Origin of the sequence: Streptomyces griseus subsp. griseus, assembly GCF_003610995.1 — a bacterium.
Classification (GTDB): Bacteria; Actinomycetota; Actinomycetes; order Streptomycetales; family Streptomycetaceae; genus Streptomyces.
The window spans coordinates 1,683,624-1,699,821 of record NZ_CP032543.1 but is presented as its reverse complement, the minus strand read 5'-3'; the positions used below and the strand labels follow the sequence as shown (position 1 = coordinate 1,699,821).

Genomic DNA, 16,198 nt, shown 5'->3' with positions numbered 1-16,198 from the left:
AAAGCCCTACTATCGGGTAGTTTTCCCTTTTCCCACCCGGAGAGCTCACCCGGTAGCGTGAACTGTCACGCCGTCCCGGAGGGCGCACCTCGGCCCTTCGCCTTCCGCAGGAGAAGCCTCCCCGTGCGTATCGCAGTCACCGGCTCCATCGCCACCGATCACCTCATGACCTTCCCCGGCCGCTTCGCCGACCAGCTGGTCGCGGATCAGCTGCACACGGTCTCCCTCTCCTTCCTGGTCGACAACCTCGATGTGCGCCGGGGCGGTGTGGCCGCCAACATCTGCTTCGGCATGGGCCTGCTCGGCACCAAGCCGATCCTCGTGGGCGCCGCGGGCTCCGACTTCGACGAGTACCGCGCCTGGCTGGACCGGCACGGCGTCGAGACCGGCTCGGTCCGGATCTCCGAGGTGCTGCACACCGCCCGCTTCGTCTGCACCACCGACGCCGACCACAACCAGATCGGCTCCTTCTACACGGGTGCGATGAGCGAGGCCCGCCTCATCGAGCTGAAGAGCGTCGCGGACCGCGTCGGCGGCCTCGACCTCGTCTCGATCGGCGCGGACGACCCGGAGGCGATGCTCCGCCACACCGAGGAGTGCCGCTCGCGGAACATCCCGTTCGCCGCGGACTTCTCGCAGCAGATCGCGCGGATGAACGGAGAGGAGATCCGCATCCTGCTGGAGGGCGCCACCTTCCTCTTCTCCAACGAGTACGAGAAGGGGCTCATCGAGTCCAAGACCGGCTGGAGCGACGAGGAGATCCTGTCCAAGGTCGGCCACCGGGTGACCACGCTCGGCTCGCGCGGTGTGCGGATCGAGAAGGCGGGCGAGGCGGTCATCGAGGTCGGCTGCCCCGAGGAGGAGTCCAAGGCCGACCCGACCGGCGTCGGCGACGCCTTCCGGGCCGGGTTCCTCTCCGGTCTCGCCTGGGGCGTCGGCCTGGAGCGCGCCGCCCAGGTCGGCTGCATGCTCGCCACCCTGGTCATCGAGACGGTCGGCACCCAGGAGTACACCCTGCGCCGCACCCACTTCATGGACCGCTTCACCAAGGCGTACGGCCACGAGGCCGCCGCCGAGGTCCGGCAGCACCTGGCCTGATCAGCTGAGCCGGCGGACCACATAGGCCGAGCCCCGGTCCGCCGGCTCCTCGCCCACGTACTCCTGCTCCCGCATCTCGCACCAGGCGGGGATGTCCAGCCGCGCCGCCTCGTCGTCGGCGAGCACCGTCACCGTGGCGCCCACCGGCACCTCCCCGATCACCTTTGCGAGCTCGATCACCGGGACCGGGCAGCGCCGGCCGAGCGCGTCCACCACCAGGGAGGCGACGGGCGCGGGGGAGGGCGGCGAGGAGACCGGGGCGCCGAGCCGCTCCCGTACCTCCGCGACCACCCCGGGCACCACCTCAAGGAACCGGTCCACATCGGCCTCCGCCGTGCCCAGCGGCAGCGACACCCGGACGTTCCCCTCCGAGAGCACGCCCATCGCCTTGAGCACATGGCTCGGCTCCAGCGTGCTGCTCGTGCAGGACGAACCGGACGATACGGAGAAACCGTGCCGGTCCAGCTCATGGAGCAGGGTCTCCCCATCGACATAGAGACAGGAGAAGGTGACCAGATGCGGCAGCCGCCGCTCCGGATCGCCGACCACCTCCACATCGCCCACCCGCTCGGCCACCACCGACCGGATCCGGTCCACCAGCGCCCGCAGCCGCACCGCCTCGGCCGCCGCCTCCTCTCGCACCGCACGGAGCGAGGCCGCCGCCGCCACGATCGCCGGCAGGTTCTCGAACCCCGGCGCCCGGCCCGACTCCCGCTCCCCGGCCGGGCCTTGCGGCGCGAACCGCACCCCCTTGCGTACCGCCAGCAACCCCACCCCGGCCGGCCCGCCCCACTTGTGCGCGCTCGCCGTCAGCAGCGACCAGCCACCCGCCACCGGCCCCCACCCCAGCGACTGCGCGGCGTCCACCAGCAGCGGCACCCCCGCCTCGGCGCAGAGCCCGGCCACCTCCGCCACCGGCTGCTCGGTCCCCACCTCGTGGTTGGCCGACTGGAGGCAGGCCAGCGCGGTGTCGGGCCGGAGCGCTCCGGCGTACGCCACCGGGTCCACCGCCCCCGACCGCTCCACCGGCACCTCGGTGGACGAGCCGCCCGCCGCCTCGTGCGCCGCCGCCGAATGGAGCACCGACGAGTGCTCGACCGCCGAGAGGGCCAGATGGCGGCCGACACGCCGACGCCCCGAAAGAGCGCCGGCGATTCCCGCGTGCACCGCACTCGTCCCCGAAGAGGTGAAGACCAGCTCGTCCGGACGGCAGCCGACCGCGTCCGCCGCGGCCTCCCGGGCGGCGTCCAGCAGCAGCCGGGCGCGCCGCCCCTCGCGGTACAGGCGGGCGGGGTCGGCCCAGCCCTCGTCCAGCGCGGCAAGCAGCGCCTGGCGTGCGACGGGGTGCAGAGGGGCGGCGGAGGCGGCGTCGAAGTAGGGCACGCCGCCACGCTAGCCCGCACCGGTCCCCGCCCGGCGCCCGCCTGCCCGGACCGGCCGGGAGAGAGGGCGTCAGATGGCCGCCGGAGGCCCCGATTCCACCCCTTCGGGGAGTCGGGCGGCGCGTTGGGCACCCTCCCCGCGCGACCCCAAATAGCGTCCAGTAGGGTTTGGTCCGCATAAACATCCAAACCCCTGCCCGCGACAGGGACGGCGACCGACCAGAGAGACGGGCGCGCCGGCCGTGCGGGCGAGACTCTCGGGAAGGCGCTACGTGAGTCCCAACGGCTCCGACCGCTCGTCGCGGCGCCCGATGCGGCGGAAGCTGCCGCAGGTGCTGACTGCGGGCCTGGTCCTGGCGACGGCCTCCGGTTGTTCATACAACTGGGAGGATTTTCCCCGCCTCGGTATGCCCACCCCGGTAACGGAAGAGGCCCCTCGGATCCTCTCCCTCTGGCAAGGCTCGTGGGCGGCAGCGCTCGTCACGGGTGTCCTTGTCTGGGGGCTGATCCTCTGGAGCGTCTTCTTCCACCGGCGTAGCCGGACCAAGGTGGAGGTACCTCCGCAGACCAGGTACAACATGCCCATCGAGGCGTTGTACACAGTGGTTCCCCTCATCATCGTCTCGGTGCTCTTCTACTTCACCGCGCGTGATGAGTCGAAGCTCCTCGAACTCTCCGACAAGCCGGCCCACACGGTCAACGTGGTCGGCTACCAGTGGAGCTGGGGCTTCAACTACATCGAGAAGGTGGAAGGCCAGCCCGCTGCGGGCGGCGAGGTTCCCAAGGAGCTCGCGGCCATCCCCCAGAAGTTCCAGGATGACTTCCCGAAGGACGCCACCGGCGTCTACGACGCGGGCATCCCCGGGACGCGCAACCCCCAGAACGGCAACCCGGGCCCGACCCTGTGGCTGCCGAAGGGGGAGAAGGTCCGCTTCGTCCTCACTTCGCGTGACGTCATCCACTCCTTCTGGGTGGTGCCGTTCCTCATGAAGCAGGACGTCATCCCGGGCCACACCAACGTCTTCGAGGTCACTCCCAACCGGGAGGGCACCTTCATGGGCAAGTGCGCCGAGCTCTGCGGCGTCGACCACTCCCGGATGCTCTTCAACGTCAAGGTCGTCTCCCCGGAGCGGTACCAGCAGCACCTCAAGGAGCTGGCTGAGAAGGGTCAGACGGGCTACATGCCGGCAGGCATCGAGCAGACCGACCCGGCCAGGAATTCGGAGAAGAAGCAACTGTGAGCATCCTCAACGAACCTCAGGGTGCGGCACCGGCAGACGACTCGTACGAGGACGAACTGCCCGTGCGCCGCAAGGAGCCGGGAAACGTCGTCATCAAGTGGCTGACCACCACTGACCACAAGACGATCGGCTCGCTCTACCTGGTCACGTCGTTCGCCTTCTTCATCATCGGCGGACTCATGGCGCTCTTCATGCGCGCCGAGCTCGCTCGTCCCGGCACCCAGATCATGTCGAACGAGCAGTTCAACCAGGCGTTCACGATGCACGGCACGATCATGCTGCTGATGTTCGCGACGCCGCTGTTCGCCGGATTCGCGAACTGGATCATGCCGCTCCAGATCGGCGCGCCCGATGTGGCGTTCCCGCGGCTGAACATGTTCGCGTACTGGCTGTACCTCTTCGGCTCGCTCATCGCGGTGGCCGGCTTCCTCACGCCGCAGGGCGCCGCCGACTTCGGCTGGTTCGCCTACGCGCCGCTGAACGACGCGGTCCGCTCGCCGGGCATCGGCGCCGACATGTGGATCATGGGTCTGGCCTTCTCCGGCTTCGGCACGATCCTCGGCTCGGTCAACTTCATCACCACGATCATCTGCATGCGCGCCCCCGGCATGACGATGTTCCGCATGCCGATCTTCACCTGGAACGTCCTGCTGACCGGTGTCCTGGTCCTGCTGGCCTTCCCCGTTCTCGCCGCCGCGCTCTTCGCGCTGGAGGCGGATCGGAAATTCGGTGCGCATATCTTCGACTCCGCCAACGGCGGCGCGTTGCTCTGGCAACACCTCTTCTGGTTCTTCGGACACCCAGAGGTGTACATCATCGCCCTGCCGTTCTTCGGAATCATTTCCGAGGTCATCCCGGTATTCAGCCGCAAGCCGATGTTCGGCTACATCGGTCTGATCGCCGCGACGATCGCCATCGCCGGTCTCTCGGTGACGGTGTGGGCGCACCACATGTATGTGACGGGCGGCGTGCTGTTGCCGTTCTTCTCCTTCATGACGTTCCTGATCGCGGTACCGACCGGGGTGAAGTTCTTCAACTGGATCGGCACGATGTGGAAGGGGTCGTTGTCCTTCGAGACACCGATGCTCTGGGCCGTCGGCTTCCTGATCACCTTCACCTTCGGTGGTCTGACCGGCGTCATCCTGGCCTCGCCCCCGATGGACTTCCACGTCTCCGACTCGTACTTCGTCGTCGCGCACTTCCACTACGTCATCTTCGGCACCGTGGTCTTCGCGATGTTCTCCGGATTCCACTTCTGGTGGCCGAAGTTCACCGGCAAGATGCTGGACGAGCGGCTCGGGAAGATCACCTTCTGGACGCTGTTCGTCGGCTTCCACGGGACCTTCCTGGTGCAGCACTGGCTCGGTGCCGAGGGAATGCCGCGTCGCTACGCGGACTACCTCGCCGCCGACGGCTTCACCGCGCTGAACACGATCTCCACGATCGCGTCCTTCGTGCTCGGCCTGTCGATGCTGCCGTTCTTCTACAACGTCTGGAAGACCGCCAAGTACGGCAAGAAGGTCGAGGTCGACGACCCCTGGGGCTACGGCCGCTCGCTGGAGTGGGCGACCTCCTGCCCGCCCCCGCGGCACAACTTCCTCACCCTGCCGCGGATCCGTTCCGAATCCCCGGCGTTCGACCTGCACCACCCGGAGATCGCGGCGCTCGAACAGCTTGAGCACCACTCCGAGTCGGACAAGGCCCTCGTCGGCGGCAAGGAGGCAGGCAAGTGAAGATCCAGGGACACCTGTTCCTCTGGCTGAGCGCCTTCATCCTCATCATGGCCGGCGTGTACGGCTGGTGGTCGAAGGAGCCGGTCGGCACCACCGCCCTCTTCCTGGCCTTCGGGCTCTCGGTCATGATCGGCTTCTACCTGGCCTTCACGGCCAACCGGGTGGACGCCATGGCCCAGGACGACAAGGAGGCGGACGTCGCCGACGAGGCGGGCGAGCTGGGGTTCTTCTCCCCGCACAGCTGGCAGCCGCTCTCCCTGGCCGTCGGTGGCGCCTTCGCCTTCCTGGGCGTCGTCTTCGGCTGGTGGCTGATGTACTTCTCGGCTCCGCTGCTCCTGATCGGCCTCTTCGGCTGGGTCTTCGAGTACTACCGGGGCGAGAACCGCACCCAGTGACACCCCCCGGAGGGTGACACCGCACTACCCCACGAGGGGCCCGCGTCGCACGAAGCGACACGGGCCCCTCGCTCGTTCGGAGTCATTGAACGCGCTGGATCGGATGAATCTTCTTAGCGTGGCTTCATGAACCACACGCCGCGCATCCGCACCGTAGTGAGCTGCACTCTGCTGGTCGTGACCCTTGGCGCGGGTGCGACCGCCTGTGGCGAGCCCGACGGAAACCCGCTGTCGACGAAGCCGTACGACGCCGGGGACCAGGTCTCCTTCAACGGTCCCTCCAAGAACGAGAAGGCCGACCCCGACAAGCCGCTGGAAGTCACCGTCAAGGGTGACGACGGCCGCATCACCGATGTCAGCGCCGTGGACACGGGCGGCCGCCACCTGGCGGGCGAGCTCTCCGCCGACGGCCGCAGGTGGCGCTCCACGGCTCCGATGGCGGCCGGCACCGGATACACCGTCAGGGTCTCCACCGAGAACGAGGACGGCGCTCCCGGCGCCCGTACGCTCACCTTCGAGACCACCTCGCCCAAGAAGCTGCTGAAGGTCGCCTTCGGCCCGGAGACGGGCACCTACGGCGTCGGACAGCCCATCACGGCGGAACTCAGCGCTCCGGTCACCGACAAGGCCGCACGCGCCACCGTGGAGCGCGCCCTGAAGGTCCGCTCCACCCCGGCCGCCACCGGCTCCTGGTACTGGGTCGACGACAAGAAGCTCCACTACCGGCCCCAGGAGTTCTGGCCCGCCAACGCCACCATCGAGGTCCGCTCCAACCTGACGGGCATCAAGGTGACCAACGCCCTCTACGGTGCCGAGGCCAAGCCCCTGAAGATCACCACGGGCGACCGGGTGGAGGCACTCACCGACGCCTCCACGCACACCATGACGATCCTGCGCAACGGAGAAGTGATCAACACCATTCCGGTCACCACCGGCAAGCCGGGCTTCTCCACCCGTAACGGGATCAAGGTGGTCCTCGCCAAGGAGCAGTTCGTCCGGATGCGCGGGGAGAGCATCGGCATCGCGGCCGGCTCGTCGGAGTCGTACGACCTGCCCGTCTACTGGGCCACCCGGGTGACCTGGAGCGGTGAGTACGTCCACGCCGCGCCCTGGTCCGTCGGCTCCCAGGGCAGCGCCAACGTCAGCCACGGCTGCACCGGGATGTCCACCGGCAACGCCGAGTGGTTCTTCGACACCGTGCGCCAGGGCGACATCGTCAAGGTCGTCGGCAGTGAGGGGGAGACCATGACCCCGTTCGACAACGGGTTCGGCGACTGGAACCTCTCCTGGGCGAAGTGGCAGAAGGGCAGCGCCCTCAACGAAGGCGTCCCGGACAGCCCGCAGACGCTCCAGGCCGCCCGCCTGCGGCCGCATGTCTGACCGGACACAGCAGGAGCGCCCCGCAGTGCGGGGCGCTCCTCACGGGCTCACAGGGCCCTCTCAGGCCTCCACGGCCAGCCGGGCGCGCAGCAGGGCCGCCAGTGCGTCGGCGAACTCCACCGGGTCCACCGGCAGCGTCACAGCGGCCTCCGCCCGGCTCCAGGTGGCCAGCCAGGCGTCCTGCGGGCGGCCGATCAGCAGGAGGACCGGGGGGCAGTGGAAGATCTCGTCCTTGATCTGGCGGCAGACGCCCATGCCGCCGATGGGAGCCGTCTCGCCGTCCAGGACGCAGACGTCGACGCCGCCGCCGTCCAGCGCGGACAGCACGGCCGGAAGCGTCGCGCACTCCAGGAACTTCACCGGTGGAACGTCGGCGGCAGGCCTGCGACCGGCTGCCAGCTTCACCTGCTCGCGGATGTTGGCGTCGTCGCTGTAGACCAGGACCGTGGCGGTCGCCTGCATTGTTCCTCCGTGACATCTGTGTCTTCGGGGCTCTCGGGGCATGAACCGATGCGCGGATCGTACTCCGGTCGACCGGCCGTCAGCACCGGTAAGGGCACCGATTCGATGGGCCGTTCGGGCAGGACACACGGGACTGACACACCGAACGGCACCCCCCGGAGTGAGGGCGGGATAAGCGACCGACATAATGTCGGTCGTGGCGACAGCAACGACAGTAGAAACCGGGCACGCGCACCCGTCGGTCAATCGGCCGAACCTCACCAGCGTCGGAACCATCATCTGGTTGGCGTCCGAGCTGATGTTCTTCGCGGCCCTCTTCGCGATGTACTTCACCCTTCGATCGGTGATGGGACCCGATTACTGGAAGGAGATGGCCGGGCATCTGAACTTCCCGTTCTCGGCCACGAACACCACGATCCTGGTGCTTTCCTCGCTCACCTGCCAGCTCGGCGTCTTCGCCGCCGAGCGGGGCGACGTGAAGAAGCTCCGTACCTGGTTCATCGTGACGTTCGTGATGGGTTCGATCTTCATCGGCGGCCAGGTCCTGGAGTACACCGAGCTGGTCAAGGACGCGGGGCTCTCCCTCTCGTCCGACCCGTACGGCTCGGTGTTCTACCTGACCACCGGCTTCCACGGTCTGCACGTGACAGGCGGTCTCATCGCCTTCCTGCTGGTCCTCGGCAGGACGTACGCGGCCAAGAGGTTCACCCATGACCAGGCCACCGCGGCCATCGTCGTGTCCTACTACTGGCACTTCGTGGACGTGGTGTGGATCGGTCTGTTCGCAACGATCTACATGATCAAGTAACCGGGGCTCGCACCCGCCCACCATCGACGCAGAAGATCCTGACACCGGGGTAATCCGTGAAAAAGCTCTCCGCACGACGACGCCATCCGCTGGCGGCGGTCGTCGTACTACTCCTCGCGCTGGCGGCCACCGGGGGGCTGTACGCCGCGTTCGCGCCTGCGGGCAAGGCGCAGGCCGATGAAACCGCCCAGTCCCTCGCCATCGACGAGGGCAAGAAGCTCTACACCGTAGGCTGCGCCAGCTGCCACGGAACCGGCGGTCAGGGCACCACCGACGGGCCGTCCCTCGTGGGCGTGGGCTCCGCCGCCGTCGACTTCCAGGTCGGTACGGGCCGTATGCCCGCGCAGCAGCCGGGCGCCCAGGTACCGAAGAAGAAGGTCATCTACAGCCAGGCGGAGATCGACCAGCTCGCGGCGTACGTCGCGTCGCTCGGCGCCGGTCCCATCACGCCGACCGACAAGCAGGTCGACCCGGCCGGTGCGGACGTCGCCAAGGGTGGCGAACTGTTCCGCAACAACTGCGCCCAGTGCCACAACTTCACCGGTCAGGGCGGCGCCCTCACCAAGGGCAAGTACGCCCCCAGCCTCGAAGGCGTGAGCCCGAAGCACATCTACGAGGCCATGCAGACCGGCCCGCAGAGCATGCCCTCCTTCCCGGACACGACGATGCCGGAGCAGGAGAAGAAGGACATCATCGCGTACATCAAGTCCGTGAACGGTGACGAGACGGCGAGCCCCGGTGGCCTCTCCCTCGGCGGTCTGGGCCCGGTCAGCGAAGGCCTCTTCGCCTGGATCTTCGGGCTCGGCGCCCTCGTCGCAACCGCCGTCTGGGTCGCGGCCCACACCGCTAAGGCCAAGAAGTCATGAGTAGCCAACAGATTCCAGAAGACAACCTGCCCGTAGTGCAGGAGACCGCGCACGGCGCGGTGGAGCGTACGGACGACCCGTTCGCGGACCCGGGGCTGCCGGCCCACAAGCCGCGCATCCAGGACCTCGACGAACGCGCAGCGAACCGCTCCGAGCGGACCGTCGCGTTCCTGTTCGTCCTCTCGATGCTGTCGACGGTGGGCTTCATCGCCTCCTACGTCATCTTCCCGGTGGACAGGATCGTCTACATCTGGCCCTTCGGCCATGTGAGCGCGCTCAACTTCTCCCTGGGGCTGACGCTCGGCTTCGCGCTCTTCTTCATCGGAGCGGGCGCCGTCCACTGGGCGCGCACCCTGATGTCCGACGTCGAGGTTCCGGCCGAACGGCACCCGATCGAGGCGCCGGCCGAGGTCAAGGCGCAGGTCCTCGCCGACTTCAAGGCCGGTGCCGAGGAGTCCGCGATCGGCCGTCGCAAGCTGATCCGCACCACCATGTTCGGCGCGCTGGCCCTGGTGCCGCTCTCCGGTGTGGTGCTGCTGCGCGACCTCGGTCCGCTCCCGGAGAAGAAGCTCCGGACCACGATGTGGGCCAAGGGCAAGCTGCTCGTCAACATGAACACGATGCAGCCGCTGCGCCCCGAGCACGTCGCCGTGGGCTCGCTGACCTTCGCCATGCCCGAGGGCCTGGAGGAGGACGCGCACGACTTCCAGTCGCAGATCGCCAAGGCCGCCCTGATGATCGTCCGCATCGAGCCGGACGACATCAAGGACAAGCGCCAGCGCGACTGGGCCCACGAGGGCATCGTCGCCTTCTCCAAGATCTGCACCCACGTCGGCTGCCCGATCAGCCTGTACGAGCAGCAGACACACCACGTGCTCTGCCCGTGCCACCAGTCCACCTTCGACCTCTCCGACGGCGCCCGCGTCATCTTCGGTCCGGCCGGCCACCCGCTTCCGCAGCTGCGGATCGGTGTGAACAGCGAGGGCAACCTCGAGGCGCTCGGTGACTTCGACGAGCCCGTCGGCCCTTCCTTCTGGGAGCGCGGATGAGTACTGCGACAACCAACCCGCCCGCCGACCAGGCGGGACAGCGCAAGGCACCCGCGGGCGAGCGGGTCGCCGACTGGGCGGACGGCCGGCTGGGCATCTACGGCCTGGCCAAGGCCAACATGCGCAAGATCTTCCCGGACCACTGGTCCTTCATGCTCGGTGAGGTCGCGCTCTACAGCTTCATCATCATCATCCTCACGGGTGTGTATCTGACGCTGTTCTTCCAGCCGAGCATGAACGAGGTCGTCTACCACGGCCCGTACGAGCCCATGCAGGGCATCCGCATGTCGGAGGCGTACGCCTCCACGCTGAAGATCAGCTTCGAGGTCCGCGGCGGTCTGCTCGTCCGGCAGATCCACCACTGGGCCGCGCTGATCTTCCTGGCCGCCATGTTCGTGCACATGATGCGCGTCTTCTTCACGGGCGCCTTCCGCAAGCCGCGCGAGGTCAACTGGCTCTTCGGCTTCCTGCTGTTCGTGCTGGGCATGTTCACCGGCTTCACCGGCTACTCCCTCCCGGACGACCTGCTCTCCGGTACGGGTGTCCGCTTCACCCAGGGCGCGATCCTGTCCGTGCCGATCGTCGGTACGTACATCTCGATGTTCCTGTTCGGCGGCGAGTTCCCCGGCCACGACTTCGTGGCCCGGTTCTACTCGATCCACATCCTGCTGCTGCCGGGCATCATGCTCGGGCTGCTGGTGGCCCACCTGATCCTGGTCTTCTACCACAAGCACACGCAGTTCGCGGGTCCCGGCAAGACGAACAAGAACGTCGTCGGCATGCCGCTGCTGCCGGTCTACATGGCGAAGGCCGGAGGCTTCTTCTTCCTGGTCTTCGGTGTCATCGCCATCATCTCGGCGATCGCCACGATCAACCCGATCTGGGCGCTCGGCCCGTACCGCCCGGACCAGGTGTCCACCGGCGCCCAGCCCGACTGGTACATGGGCTTCGCCGAGGGTCTGGTCCGTGTCATGCCGGGCTGGGAGATCAGCTACTGGGGCCACACGCTCAACCTGGGCGTGTTCATCCCGCTGGTCCTCTTCGGACTGGTGCTCTCGCTGCCCGCGGTGTACCCGTTCCTGGAGTCCTGGATCACCGGGGACAAGCGCGAGCACCACATCCTGGACCGCCCGCGCAACGCCCCGACGCGTACGGCGCTCGGCGTCGCCTGGATCACGGCGTACTTCATCGGCCTCGTCGGCGGTGGCAACGACCTGTGGGCCACGCACTTCCATCTGTCGCTGAACGCCATCTCGTGGTTCGTCCGGATCTTCTTCTTCGCCGGACCGGTCATCGCGTTCATCGTCACGAAGCGGATCTGCCTGGGCCTCCAGCGCCGCGACCGGGACAAGGTGCTGCACGGTCGTGAGACCGGCATCATCAAGCGCCTGCCGCACGGTGAGTTCGTCGAGGTCCACGAGCCGCTCTCGCCGGGGCAGCTGCACACGCTCACGGCACACGAGCAGTACAAGCCCGTCGAGCTCGGCCCCGAGGTCGACGAGAACGGTGTCAAGCGCAAGATCTCCCCGGCCCAGAAGCTGCGCGCCAAGCTCAGCAAGGGCTACTACGGCGAGAACAACCAGATCGCCAAGCCCACCGCGGAGGAGTACAAGGAGATCACCGAGGGCCACGGCCACCACTGATCACCTGACCTGATCGCCACCGTGAGAGCCCCGTCCATTCGATGGACGGGGCTCTTCGCGGTCCCGGCGGCTGGATAGGGTGGTGCCGGACTCTTTACCGGCTGTGGACCCCCTGGAGCGGACCATGAACGTTGTGACCCCGAGCGGCGGCGACAGCGTGGCGGACCGTTCCTGGCCCGGCCTGCTGAACCCCCTGCTGCGCGGCGAGAACCTCTCCTCCGAGGAGACGGCCTGGGCGATGGACCGCATCATGAGCGGCGAGGCCACCGACGCGCAGATCGCCGGCTTCGCGGTCGCGCTGCGGGCCAAGGGCGAGACCGTCGAGGAGGTCACCGGTCTGGTGCGCGCGATGTACGCGCACGCCAACACCATCCAGGTGCCCGGCCGCACGGTCGACATCGTCGGCACCGGCGGCGACCTCGCCAAGACGGTCAACATCTCCACCATGTCCGCGATCGTCATCGCCGGGACCGGCGCGAAGGTCGTCAAGCACGGCAACCGGGCCGCCTCGTCCGCCAGCGGCTCCTCCGACGTACTGGAGAAGCTCGGCGTCAACCTGGAGCTGACCCCGCAGCGGGTGGTGGAGGTCGCCGAGGCGGCGGGCATCACCTTCTGCTTCGCCGTCAAGTTCCACCCCGCCCTGCGGTACGCGGCCAAGGCCCGCCGGGAGCTCGGTGCGCAGACCACGTTCAACATCCTGGGCCCCCTCACCAACCCGGCCCAGGTGCGCTCCCAGGCCATCGGGGTGGCCGACGCCCGGATGGCGCCCATCGTCGCGGGCGTGCTGGCGGAGCGGGGCAACTCGGCTCTCGTCTTCCGCGGCGACGACGGCCTCGACGAGCTGACCACCACCGCCACCTCGCGGGTCTGGGTGGTCCGCGACGGCACGGTCCGCGAGGAGCCCTTCGACCCGCGCGACGTCGGCCTCCCGCTGGTCCCCGTCGAGGCGCTGCGCGGCGCCGACGCCTCGTACAACGCCGATGTGGCCCGCCGCCTGCTGGACGGCGAGGGCGGGGCGGTACGGGAGGCGGTGGTGCTCAACTCGGCGGCGGCGCTGGTCGCCCTCGACCCGGGGCCCGGCACGCTGACCGAGCAGATCGCGGCGAAGATCGCGGTGGCGGCCGAGGCCATCGACTCCGGGGCCGCCAAGCGGGCGCTGGAGCGGTGGGTGGCGGCCAGCAACGCCTGAAATCGGCCAAGGGCGCGGTCCGGATGCCGGACCGCGCCCTTGCGCGTGTGCATACATATGGCAAGATGCTGCGCAGGTCATGAGTGACAGCGACTACGGCCCCGGCCCGCTGTCCGGCAACCCTCCGTCCGTGGCGGGGTGCCCCGGGTGAAGACCAGGCCGTAGGCAGCGAGGTCTGCGGCAAGCGCGGGCCCCTCGGCGTCCAGTGGACGCCAGCCCCCGGGGTCCTGGTCCCTAGGGAGCCTCTTGTGAGCAAGCGAATGCGTTAGGGCTCGTCCCAGGGCTCTTCATGTCCTGGGCTGAACGCCCTTCTTCCGCAGACCCTTCTTTCTTCCCTCTCCTGCGCTGCCGCGTACCCGCCGGCGCCGGATTTCGCCTGCCTCTTACGGGAGTTCGCCATGTCTGTCTCCACCGCTGCCATCGACCCGTCGGTCTGTGCCCCGCTGCCCGTTCTGGGGCAGGATGTCACTGTTCCGCTCGTCACCGGCGGTGAAGTCACCTACGCCGCACTCGACTACGCCGCCAGCGCCCCGGCCCTCCAGCGGGTCTGGGACGACGTCGCCGCGTACGCCCCGTACTACGGCAGCGTCCACCGCGGGGCCGGCTACCTCTCGCAGCTCTCCACCGACCTCTTCGAGAACAGCCGCCGCACGGTCGCGGAGTTCCTCGGCTGCCGCGCCGACGACCAGGTCGTCTTCACCCGCTCCACCACCGACTCCCTCAACCTGCTGGCCGCCGCGATCCCCGCGAACTGCCAGGTCTTCGTCTACGAGACCGAGCACCACGCCTCCCTGCTGCCCTGGCGCGACGCCCAGGTCACCTACCTCAACGCGCCCCGCACGCCGGGCCAGGCGGTGGAGTTCCTGGAGCGCGCGCTCGCCGACCGCGACCCGTACGGCCCCGCCCTGGTCTGCGTCACCGGTGCCTCCAACGTGACCGGTGAGCTGTGGCCGGTGAAGGAGCTGGCCGCCGCCGCCCACGCGCACGGTGCCCGGATCGTCCTCGACGCCGCCCAGCTCGCCCCGCACCACGCCGTGGACATCGCCGGACTGGATGTCGACTGGGTCGCGTTCTCCGGCCACAAGCTCTACGCGCCCTTCGGCTCCGGGGTCCTCGCCGGCCGCGCCGACTGGCTCCAGGCGGCCGAGCCGTACCTCGCCGGCGGCGGCGCCTCCCGCAAGGTCGCCCGGCGCGCCGACGGCGGCGTGGACGTCGACTGGCACACCACGGCCGCCCGCCACGAGGCCGGTTCGCCCAACGTCATCGGGGTCTACTCCATCGCCTCCGCCTGCAAGGCCCTCACCGAGGCGGGCTTCGACTCGCTGGTCGCCCGGGAGCAGGAGCTGGTGACCCGGGTACGCGAAGGGCTCGCCGAGGTACCCGAGGTCCAGGTGCTCTCGCTCTTCGGCGACGACGCGCCCCGGGTCGGCGTCATCTCCTTCGTGGTGCGCGGCTGGAACAGCTCGCACTTCGCCGCCGCCCTCTCGGCGGAGTACGGCATCGGCGTCCGCGACGGCCTCTTCTGCGCCCACCCGCTGGTCCGCACCCTCCTCGGCAGCGACCCGCAGGACCCGGGCGAGTGCGGTGCCCCCGAGGCCGAGCCGGGCGAGCGGTCCCTCAACGCCATCCGGGTCAGCTTCGGCGCCGGTACGCCGGACGAGCACATCGAGCGGTTCCTGCGCGCGGTCTCCGAGCTGGTCAGCGAGGGTGCCCGGTGGAAGTACCGCACCGAGGACGGCCGTTGCGTCCCGGACCGGGGCGAGGCCGCGCGTACGGCCTGAAACACCTCGGCCGGGGACGGGCGCGCTGCCCGTCCCCGGCCGACGTGCGTAGGGTCCTAGGCGTCCAGGCCGATGGCGAACGCCGCTTCCAGGTCGTGCTGGGAGTACGTACGGAACGCCACATGGGTGTCGGTGCCCTCGACGCCCGGGATCTTGCTGATCCGGCCGGGGATGACATCGGCGAGGTCGTCGTGGCGGGCCACCCGGACCATGGCGATCAGGTCGTAGGTGCCGGTGACGGAGAAGACCTCGCTGACACTGTCCAGCGCGGCGATGGCCTCGGCGATCTCCGGAATCCGGTCCACGCTGGTCTTGATGAGCACGATCGCGGTGATCACGGCTGGCTGTCTCCCTCGGTGGCCGTGGCTGGAACCTTCACTCTAGTCCGTCCCCGACAGCGTCCCCAGGCGTACAGGAACCCGGCCGCGAACCCCGCCACGTGCGCCAGATAGGCCACCCCCGGCCCCGCGTCCGCAGCCTGGGCCGCCGCCCACTGGAGCCCGAACCAGAAGACCAGCACGATCCAGGCGGGAAACCGCAGCGGCAGGAAGAAGAGGAACGGGAACAGGCTGGTCACCCGGGCCTTCGGGAACAGGTACAGGAACGCGCCGAGTACCGCCGAGATCGCACCCGACGCCCCGACCAGCGTCTGCTCCGAGTCCGCGTGCACCGCCGCGTAGCAGACCAGCGCCAGGTAGCCGCACCCCACGTAGAAGAGGGCGAACCGCACGCGGCCCAGGCGTTCCTCGACCATCGCCCCGAACACGTAGAGGAAGAGCAGGTTGCCCAGCAGGTGCAGCCAGCTGCCGTGCACGAACAGCGCGGTGAACGGGGTGGCCAGGGCGCGCGGCGAGCCCTCCCACAGCTCGGCCGGGATCACCCCCCACCGCTCGAAGTACCCGGCCTGTGCGGCGAGCAGCGCGTCCTGGCTGCCGTAGGCGGCACCGCCGAACCCGGCGAGCGGGCTGATCACGAAGATCGCGCAGCACAGGGCGATCAGCCCGTACGTCACCGGCGCCCCGCCCGCCGCGCCGCCCTGGACCCTCCGGGCCGTGGCCCGCCAGTCGATCCGCCGCACGTCGATCATGTACAGAGCATGACGTACCGGGGGAGAAGGGGACGGGGCGCCTCGCCGTGCCGATGCCTATACGCGAGGCCGTAGGGTTACGCC

Annotated in this window: 15 protein-coding genes and 1 riboswitch; of the genes, 11 read left to right on the top strand and 4 right to left on the bottom strand. The window is 68.9% G+C overall.

The genetic code is table 11. The features are described from left to right. The first annotated feature begins 123 nt into the window (after positions 1–123). Complete coding sequence (locus D6270_RS07870) at positions 124–1,098, top strand: carbohydrate kinase family protein (RefSeq protein ID WP_109166078.1); 975 nt, start codon at positions 124–126, stop codon at positions 1,096–1,098. On the opposite strand, the gene D6270_RS07865 is transcribed toward D6270_RS07870, so the two are convergent. After that, complete coding sequence (locus D6270_RS07865) at positions 1,099–2,481, bottom strand: cysteine desulfurase/sulfurtransferase TusA family protein (protein ID WP_109166079.1); 1,383 nt, start codon at positions 2,479–2,481, stop codon at positions 1,099–1,101. A 271-nt stretch (positions 2,482–2,752) separates the two neighbouring features. Here D6270_RS07865 and coxB point away from each other — a divergent pair, with 271 nt between their 5' ends. From coxB to D6270_RS07845, 4 genes are all read left to right on the top strand, one after another. Continuing rightward, entirely contained in the window at positions 2,753–3,721 is a 969-nt protein-coding gene (gene coxB / locus D6270_RS07860; RefSeq protein WP_109166080.1) for an aa3-type cytochrome oxidase subunit II, read from the top strand. Next, complete coding sequence (gene ctaD / locus D6270_RS07855; protein ID WP_109166081.1) at positions 3,718–5,454, top strand: aa3-type cytochrome oxidase subunit I; 1,737 nt, start codon at positions 3,718–3,720, stop codon at positions 5,452–5,454. Before coxB ends, ctaD begins: the two co-directional genes overlap by 4 nt. Continuing rightward, positions 5,451–5,849 carry a cytochrome c oxidase subunit 4 gene (locus D6270_RS07850; RefSeq protein ID WP_109166082.1) on the top strand — a complete coding sequence of 133 codons (399 nt, stop codon included), beginning with the start codon at positions 5,451–5,453 and terminating at the stop codon, positions 5,847–5,849. Before ctaD ends, D6270_RS07850 begins: the two co-directional genes overlap by 4 nt. Positions 5,850–5,975: 126 nt before the next feature. Continuing rightward, positions 5,976–7,229, top strand: a complete 1,254-nt coding sequence (locus D6270_RS07845) for a L,D-transpeptidase (protein WP_109166083.1) — start codon at positions 5,976–5,978, stop codon at positions 7,227–7,229. 60 nt (positions 7,230–7,289) lie between these two features. Here D6270_RS07845 and D6270_RS07840 read toward each other — a convergent pair whose 3' ends face one another. Next, a complete protein-coding gene (locus D6270_RS07840; protein ID WP_109166084.1) occupies positions 7,290–7,691 on the bottom strand; it encodes a DNA-binding transcriptional response regulator in 402 nt (133 codons plus the stop codon). A gap of 187 nt (positions 7,692–7,878) precedes the next feature. Between D6270_RS07840 and D6270_RS07835 the strand changes: the two genes are divergently transcribed. The 6 genes from D6270_RS07835 to D6270_RS07810 all read left to right on the top strand — a co-directional run bounded on the left by D6270_RS07835 (position 7,879) and on the right by D6270_RS07810 (position 15,027). After that, positions 7,879–8,499 (top strand): aa3-type cytochrome oxidase subunit III, encoded by a 621-nt coding sequence (locus D6270_RS07835; protein WP_109166085.1) that lies wholly within the window; start codon positions 7,879–7,881, stop codon positions 8,497–8,499. 56 nt (positions 8,500–8,555) lie between these two features. After that, positions 8,556–9,365 (top strand): cytochrome bc1 complex diheme cytochrome c subunit, encoded by an 810-nt coding sequence (locus D6270_RS07830; protein ID WP_109166086.1) that lies wholly within the window; start codon positions 8,556–8,558, stop codon positions 9,363–9,365. Beyond that, positions 9,362–10,414, top strand: a complete 1,053-nt coding sequence (locus tag D6270_RS07825; protein WP_109166087.1) for a cytochrome bc1 complex Rieske iron-sulfur subunit — start codon at positions 9,362–9,364, stop codon at positions 10,412–10,414. The genes D6270_RS07830 and D6270_RS07825 overlap by 4 nt, the downstream gene beginning before the upstream one ends. After that, positions 10,411–12,057, top strand: a complete 1,647-nt coding sequence (locus tag D6270_RS07820) for a cytochrome bc1 complex cytochrome b subunit (protein ID WP_109166088.1) — start codon at positions 10,411–10,413, stop codon at positions 12,055–12,057. The genes D6270_RS07825 and D6270_RS07820 overlap by 4 nt, the downstream gene beginning before the upstream one ends. Before the next feature lie 124 nt (positions 12,058–12,181). After that, the gene (gene trpD, locus D6270_RS07815) at positions 12,182–13,246 is read left to right on the top strand and encodes an anthranilate phosphoribosyltransferase (protein ID WP_109167550.1); all 1,065 of its coding nucleotides are present in this window, start codon (positions 12,182–12,184) and stop codon (positions 13,244–13,246) included. Positions 13,247–13,321: 75 nt separating this feature from the next. Beyond that, positions 13,322–13,439: riboswitch (SAM riboswitch) on the top strand. A gap of 205 nt (positions 13,440–13,644) precedes the next feature. Next, entirely contained in the window at positions 13,645–15,027 is a 1,383-nt protein-coding gene (locus D6270_RS07810) for an aminotransferase class V-fold PLP-dependent enzyme (RefSeq protein ID WP_109166089.1), read from the top strand. A 56-nt stretch (positions 15,028–15,083) separates the two neighbouring features. Here D6270_RS07810 and D6270_RS07805 read toward each other — a convergent pair whose 3' ends face one another. After that, positions 15,084–15,365: an Lrp/AsnC family transcriptional regulator gene (locus tag D6270_RS07805; protein ID WP_003969641.1), complete on the bottom strand. Its 282-nt coding sequence runs from the start codon at positions 15,363–15,365 to the stop codon at positions 15,084–15,086. After that, a complete protein-coding gene (locus tag D6270_RS07800; protein ID WP_109166090.1) occupies positions 15,362–16,114 on the bottom strand; it encodes a rhomboid family intramembrane serine protease in 753 nt (250 codons plus the stop codon). Before D6270_RS07800 ends, D6270_RS07805 begins: the two co-directional genes overlap by 4 nt. Positions 16,115–16,198: the final 84 nt, after the last annotated feature.

Excerpts from the sequence above, each read along its gene's own strand:
- D6270_RS07845 (WP_109166083.1), top strand. The coding sequence starts at position 5,976 with ATGAACCACACGCCGCGCATCCGCACCGTAGTGAGCTGCACTCTGCTG.
- D6270_RS07840 (WP_109166084.1), bottom strand. The coding sequence starts at position 7,691 with ATGCAGGCGACCGCCACGGTCCTGGTCTACAGCGACGACGCCAACATC.
- D6270_RS07835 (WP_109166085.1), top strand. The coding sequence starts at position 7,879 with ATGTCGGTCGTGGCGACAGCAACGACAGTAGAAACCGGGCACGCGCAC.
- D6270_RS07825 (WP_109166087.1), top strand. The coding sequence starts at position 9,362 with ATGAGTAGCCAACAGATTCCAGAAGACAACCTGCCCGTAGTGCAGGAG.
- D6270_RS07820 (WP_109166088.1), top strand. The coding sequence starts at position 10,411 with ATGAGTACTGCGACAACCAACCCGCCCGCCGACCAGGCGGGACAGCGC.
- trpD (WP_109167550.1), top strand. The coding sequence starts at position 12,182 with ATGAACGTTGTGACCCCGAGCGGCGGCGACAGCGTGGCGGACCGTTCC.
- D6270_RS07810 (WP_109166089.1), top strand. The coding sequence starts at position 13,645 with ATGTCTGTCTCCACCGCTGCCATCGACCCGTCGGTCTGTGCCCCGCTG.
- D6270_RS07800 (WP_109166090.1), bottom strand. The coding sequence starts at position 16,114 with ATGATCGACGTGCGGCGGATCGACTGGCGGGCCACGGCCCGGAGGGTC.